This window comes from Glutamicibacter sp. 363 (assembly GCF_052379505.1).
Classification (GTDB): domain Bacteria; phylum Actinomycetota; class Actinomycetes; order Actinomycetales; family Micrococcaceae; genus Glutamicibacter.
The window spans coordinates 1-811 of the sequence record NZ_JBQSYR010000083.1; the positions used below are offsets into that span (position 1 = coordinate 1).

Annotated in this window: 1 protein-coding gene; it reads left to right on the forward strand. The window is 61.3% G+C overall.

The genetic code is table 11. The features are described from left to right. Positions 1–745 (forward strand): transposase (locus ACT3UA_RS18955; RefSeq protein WP_444617885.1); only part of this gene is annotated, 745 nt, incomplete at its 5' end. Positions 746–811 lie beyond the last annotated feature (66 nt).

An 811-nucleotide genomic window follows, 5' to 3' on the forward strand; every position in this document is an offset into this window, starting at 1 on the left:
GATTGCTATGGCCGTGCTGCCGTTGCCGGTGGAGAAACTGCGCCGTCCCCGCCTGAATGAAGGGATCCGCCAGGGCTTGCGGATCTTGGTGACCGCCCGCGAATCCATGTCCAAGGACCGGACGCGCTCGGTCAATGCCTTGAACGCCTTGGTGCGAAGCAACGACCTCGACATCGATGCCCGCAAGAAGCTCACCCCGGTCCAGATCGAGGAGATCTCCCGGTGGCGTGAGCGCGAGGAAGAACTGGCCATGGGTATCGCACGTGCCGAGGCGGTCCGCCTCGCAAAACATATCCTGGACCTGGATGGGCAGCTGAAGTCTAACGAGCAAAAGTTGGACGAGCTGGTCAAGGTCAGCGAGGCGGCACCCTTGCTCGAGGAGAAGGGTTTCCGTGCGGTGACCGCGGCGAAATGCTTGGTGGCGTGGTCACACGAGGGACGGGTCCGTAGCGAGGCTGCCTTTGCCTGTCTGGCCGGCGTGAATCCCATCCCCGCATCGTCGGGAAACACCGTGCGCCACCGGCTGAACCGGGGCGGCGACAGACGGCTCAACAGCGCCTTACACATGGCTGCGATCACCAGGATGACCTACGATACGGAGACCTGCGACTACGTCGAGAAGCGTCGCTCCGAAGGCAAGACCGACAGGGAAATTCGACGTTGCGTCAAGCGCTATCTTGCCCGTCGTATTTTCAGAATCCTGACTGTCGCGGCCCAAGCAAAAAAGGTGCAGGAAGCGGCTTGACAGACATAGAAGAGTCGTATCGAGCTGCCGCATTCCGTGATTGGCCATAGTCGCCCGGCCAATAGC